The following is a 5,010-nucleotide window of genomic DNA, read 5'->3' as shown; positions in this document are numbered from 1 at the left end:
TGGATCTTGTCCGCTCTGTTTGCTCTAAGGCAAGAAATTAAATTGGTCTTGCAAGGGCAAAAATAGAAAAGTTTTAAATAGTGAAATAGTATATAAAAATCTTCAAAAAAAATTTGGAGATAACACAGAATCTGTCTGCTGGCAGAGTGATAAAAAAATGGCAAGCTCTTGGCGCACACAGAACTATAAAGGCAAAATTCCGCTTGTGCGCCATGTGCTTGCCATTATGCAGGGGCTTGATGTATAAGTCAAACCGCTCCATTGATAAATGCAACCGCATGTTTTACAACTACAACCGCGAGTTTGATAAATACAACCGTTAATTTGATACTTATAACCGCGAGTTTGATACCTACAATCGCGGGTTTGACAACTATAACCGCAAATTTGATAAAATAGGGAGGTTGTTTGACAAATGAGGTAGTAAAAAAACGAAAAAAAGGAGGTTTTATGCTAACACCCATGTCCCCCGCTGCTTTGGAGCGGGGGACATGGGAATTTCATTTAGAATTAGTGAACTTTATGCCACTTATTTGTTTGTATTCGGGACTGCTTGCACCGAAAACGGATTTAACATATTTTTTTACTTCCTTTTGTATGTCGAAAAGACCAGTAACAGCAAGGTAAAGGATTTTGTTTCGGTTAATCCGTGCATTGCTCATCGGGGTTGTATTATTCACTACTGCGGTGTTGGTGTTTTTTAATGAAGTGAGCAAGGTATTCAGCGTGACTAATTTCAAGTCTGTTTCGTTGGGAATATAGAGCGGTTCGTTTGTTAAAAGCAGAATGAGTTTGGAGAAGTTTTCTATTCGGCTATCAAAACTCATTTGGGATGCGGAAACATGAATGGGTGTAATTGGAAGCGGAGTTGGAAGCGGATTTGGAGAAATTGTTTTATCAGTAGGATTGGGAGGCGGTGGCGGAGGAGGTAATTTATCAGCACGTCCACCCTGAATTTTACGAGCAAATGTTTTTGCGTCTTTAACTATTTGCGTGGTGGCATCAGTTGCGTCAAGCGAATTGATAATTCTTGTAACCAATTTGCTCAATGGGGCAAATGCGATTTCTCTTGCATTTACTGCAATGTTGTAAGGGGAGACTGCTGTATTAACTGCAATTAAACTGTTGCGCGCGCTTGTTAGCAGTGTGTTTAACGCGGGTAATTTAATTGCTGCTTTGGTCGGATTGTAAGTTGCTCCATACCCTGCGCAAAATGAAATTAAATCTTCAAAGTTTGCTACATTTTTTGAATGACCTGTTTCGGATGTTGATGCCATAGTGTTTAGGTTTTAAGGGTTAGTGTTTAAATTTATTTTTGTATGATTAGTTTTTTATTTGTTGTATTGTTTTCGGCAGTGACCCTTTCAGGAGACACTGTTCGGACTGAGATATTTCTGTGCTTGTAACCGCAGAAATCATTTTCTCATTCTCATGACATTCACATTCGCATTTACCATGCGGTGCATTTGAGCAGAAAAAAATAATTGTACAAAGTACGATGTATATTATACAATGTAATGCGAACTCCATATATTTTTTCTTTCAAAGTTTTAAATCAGGTTTTTAAAAAGTGTATGCTATTCCTGTTAAGAAAATTGATTGATTAAATAATTGATGTTCCGAAAAATGTTTTTGCCACAGAGGATAGTAATATTTAGCGAAGCATGAAATATGATTGTACTGAAAATTCATTCCGCTTGAAAGAAACAAGTCGCTTCCCTGAGCCAGACCACAGGGAGCGCTTATCACTTTTATACCCGATATATATTTATAGAACTCATCCTGCCAACCATGTTCAAAATAGAATCCTTCATGCAATTGAATCTTAGTTGAATTATTCACGAATGCTTTATAGCATATTGTTGAAGATAAATTCATCTCATTGCCATATATAAAACCATCTTTGGCTTGAGAATATTTACAGAAATTTCCAGAGGAATTAATTTGCATTCGTTTAAAATCAATTAATGCTGATAGACCAAGAGAGAGATTGTTTATATAGTTACATGGTAAAAGACGCGGAGTAATTTTGTCCATTTCAAGTTTCAGCCATCCTATGGTGTTATCTATTCCGTGCTTTGAAATAAGAGCGGTCTGTAATCCATAATCAAAGAAGAAATAAGAGTGATTCTTGTTTTTAAATCTTTCAAAAAGAAGAAACTTTCCGAAAAATGTTATCTCATTCGTTGACCAACTATGCAATTTATTTATACCTGTTTCTGAAATTGCATCAAACCGAATATCTGTTGCGCTGAATGCTAAATTACATTGCATTCTATGTGAAGAATAAATTCGGCTGAACATACTCTTAGTTAAAATATTTTCGCGTAAGGTAATTGTAGAGGGTAGATTGGGAAGAGGAGTATCCAATGTGAAACTTCTCTGAAATATTCTTTGATAATTAATGATACCAATATTTCTTCCGTCTTGTAAAAATGGATAAGTATTTAAAAGATAAGAATGATCCCAATCCGCTCCAAATGGAACAAAATGAAAAGCGCATGTTTTGGCATTGTGTATTATGCCAAAGAGTAAAATCCCCAAAATGATTCTTTTCATTTGTTTTTGTTATTTACAGTTATACTTTGGCTTTTAAAATGGAGCGGGCATTATTATACCCGCCCCGCACCAATAATCGCAATTGGTTAATGTAAATTATTTGTTGATGATTAGTTTTTGTGTGAATGATTCTTTTTCTGTTTTGATGTTTAGAAAATAAATTCCGTCAGGTTGTTTGCTTAAATCAATTTCGGATTTTTCATTTTTAATTCTTTGAGAAAGGATTTTTTCTCCCGAGATAGTATAAATGAAAACTTCTCCTTTGGAGATTTCAGAATCAAGAATGAATTTTCCTGCTGATGGATTAGGGAAAACAAAAATGTTTAATGGATTACTTAACTCATTAACGCCAACACCAGCAGGGTCGTATTTCCAGAAATCCTGATAGGGTGCAATGGTATCTGATCCCGCTCCGATATATCCAAAATTACCAATAGAAAAGCCGACAGCATTCGCCCTTTTACCTCCGCAAAAATATCCCTTCTTCATCCACATATTTGTAGAGGGGTCGTACTCACAAAAATCGGAACACAGAGAATCCATACATCCTCCTGTACCGATATATCCGAAATTGCCGATGGAAAAGCCCTTTGCATCGCCACGTGCTACGCAACAATAGTTTGCTTTCTGCATCCACATATTCATTGAGAGATTGTATTGCCAGAAATCAGAACGCAGTGAATCATTATCTTCTCCTGTCCCTATATATCCATTAGCACCGATGGAAAAGCCAACAGCACACATTCTTGCCGTACCGCCAAAGTCAGGTTTCTGTGACCACATATCCATAGAGGGATCATATTCCCAGAAATCCCGTTTGTTACCGGTGGAATCCATTCCTGTTCCGATATATCCTTTTGTTCCGATAGAAAAGCCGACAGCCATACTTCTTGCCGTACTGCCAAAGTTGGCTTTCTGCGTCCACATATTCATGGATGGGTCATATTCCCAAAAATCCTTTTTGTTGTTCATCATCATATCCATTCCTGTACCTATATATCCTTTGTTGCCGATAGAAAAGCCAACGGCAGAGGTTCTTTTACCTCCGCCAAAGTCGGCTTTTTGCGTCCACATATCCATTGAGGGATCGTATTCCCAGAAATCAGAACGCAGGGAATCCATGTCTTCCCCTGTTCCGATGTATCCTTTTGTTCCGATGGAAAAACCGACTGCGTCATGTCTTGCCGTTCCTCCAAAGTTTGCTTTTTGTGTCCATGTTCCTTGTGCGTTAACAGTTGCCATACTCAAAGCAAAGCAAAAAATAATGGCAGAAGGAATGAGTTGAGTTTTTATTATTGTTTTCATAGTTTTAATTTTTAAGGTTTAACTAAATGACGAATACTTGAACTAAAAAAAGCATTGACTTTTTTAGGGTTCAAGAATAAATGAAAGCAAGAAAAATTCGATTAGCCCTTAGGCGGATGAAAAACGGAAAGGAGATGTTTGTCTGAAAGAGGAAAGGAATAATAGGATATTAATTCATTTGTAACGGAAGGGGAGAACAGGTGAATGTCGGAATTGTTTTGAGAAAAGAGTTGAATCTCATTTTTTTCTTTGACAGGATTAACAGGGGATTGTTCTTCTTTGTCTTGTTCTTCTAATTGTTTTTTCAGGTGACATTTTCCCTCACAGTGCATTTGGGGCTTGTCCTTATTTATACAAAGGACTTTTGCAATATTGTCCTTGTTAATATAGTAATCGGTATAAATAATAACCTTGCTGAATGTTTGCAACAAGAACACCGAAACTAAAATGAGGGATACTATTTGTTTGAAAACTGTTATCACGAAAACAAAGGTACGAATATTAGATAGCAATTCTATGATGTTTGTCATATTGAACAATGTTACGGATTCAAGTATTGTTCTTGAAATTTGAGCAGGAGTCAGAAATTTTTTGGCGCGGTATTATGATTGGCTGTTGGGTTTGCTCTTTGCCGTGCGCAGAGTAAAAGCTGTCGGTTTTATCTGAACATTAACGAGCACGGCAATGTGCAAACCGTGCAGAGGTTCAATAGCGACAAAAAATTTGTGCAGGAGCTTGTATTGAGTTGTTGTCCGATACCTGCGAATAAGTCCACGAAGCATGTATTTGTAACCTGCGTATTTGTCCACGCTATGCGGTCTTTTGCTAAACTGTCCGGCTACTGCGGAATGGTCTACGGAGCGTGACGTTGGGTCGCCTATTAGGATCAGTCCGGCTACCTGCGTATATGTCCACGAAGCGTGGATTTGTCTTGCTGTTGGATTTAACAAGGCTCAAATGTCAACCGAAAAGCTGTCCGAAAAAGATGAATTTGCGCCTTGCTTATAACGTTTTGCGGGCGTGCGAAGTGCGGGATTAAAAAACACTTCGCTGTCCGCCAGCACAAATATAATTAAATACTGAAAACATTTTTTCAAAAAGTAAACCCGCATTGCGCACGCCCGCTGTTATCAGCAGTTTTCTTTG

General features: G+C 37.7%; 6 protein-coding genes. 1 reads left to right on the top strand and 5 read right to left on the bottom strand.

Annotated features, from left to right (window positions below):
- The first annotated feature begins 113 nt into the window (after nucleotides 1-113).
- Complete coding sequence (locus tag HY841_11835; protein ID MBI4931448.1) at nucleotides 114-323, top strand: hypothetical protein; 210 nt, start codon at nucleotides 114-116, stop codon at nucleotides 321-323.
- 177 nt (nucleotides 324-500) lie between these two features.
- Here HY841_11835 and HY841_11830 read toward each other — a convergent pair whose 3' ends face one another.
- The 5 genes from HY841_11830 to HY841_11810 all read right to left on the bottom strand — a co-directional run bounded on the left by HY841_11830 (nucleotide 501) and on the right by HY841_11810 (nucleotide 4,814).
- Nucleotides 501-1,277, bottom strand: coding sequence for a hypothetical protein (locus HY841_11830; GenBank protein MBI4931447.1), 777 nt, complete (start codon nucleotides 1,275-1,277; stop codon nucleotides 501-503).
- A 286-nt stretch (nucleotides 1,278-1,563) separates the two neighbouring features.
- Entirely contained in the window at nucleotides 1,564-2,559 is a 996-nt protein-coding gene (locus HY841_11825; GenBank protein ID MBI4931446.1) for a hypothetical protein, read from the bottom strand.
- Between the two features lie 96 nt (nucleotides 2,560-2,655).
- Nucleotides 2,656-3,864 (bottom strand): T9SS type A sorting domain-containing protein, encoded by a 1,209-nt coding sequence (locus tag HY841_11820; protein MBI4931445.1) that lies wholly within the window; start codon nucleotides 3,862-3,864, stop codon nucleotides 2,656-2,658.
- Nucleotides 3,865-3,965: 101 nt separating this feature from the next.
- Nucleotides 3,966-4,394: a hypothetical protein gene (locus tag HY841_11815; protein ID MBI4931444.1), complete on the bottom strand. Its 429-nt coding sequence runs from the start codon at nucleotides 4,392-4,394 to the stop codon at nucleotides 3,966-3,968.
- A gap of 72 nt (nucleotides 4,395-4,466) precedes the next feature.
- Nucleotides 4,467-4,814, bottom strand: coding sequence for a hypothetical protein (locus HY841_11810; protein MBI4931443.1), 348 nt, complete (start codon nucleotides 4,812-4,814; stop codon nucleotides 4,467-4,469).
- Between the last annotated feature and the right edge of the window lie 196 nt (nucleotides 4,815-5,010).

This window comes from Bacteroidota bacterium (genome assembly GCA_016213405.1).
Classification (GTDB): Bacteria; Bacteroidota; Bacteroidia; order Palsa-948; family Palsa-948; genus Palsa-948.
Note: the sequence above shows the minus strand (reverse complement) of the source record. Positions and strands in the feature narration are given on the sequence as shown.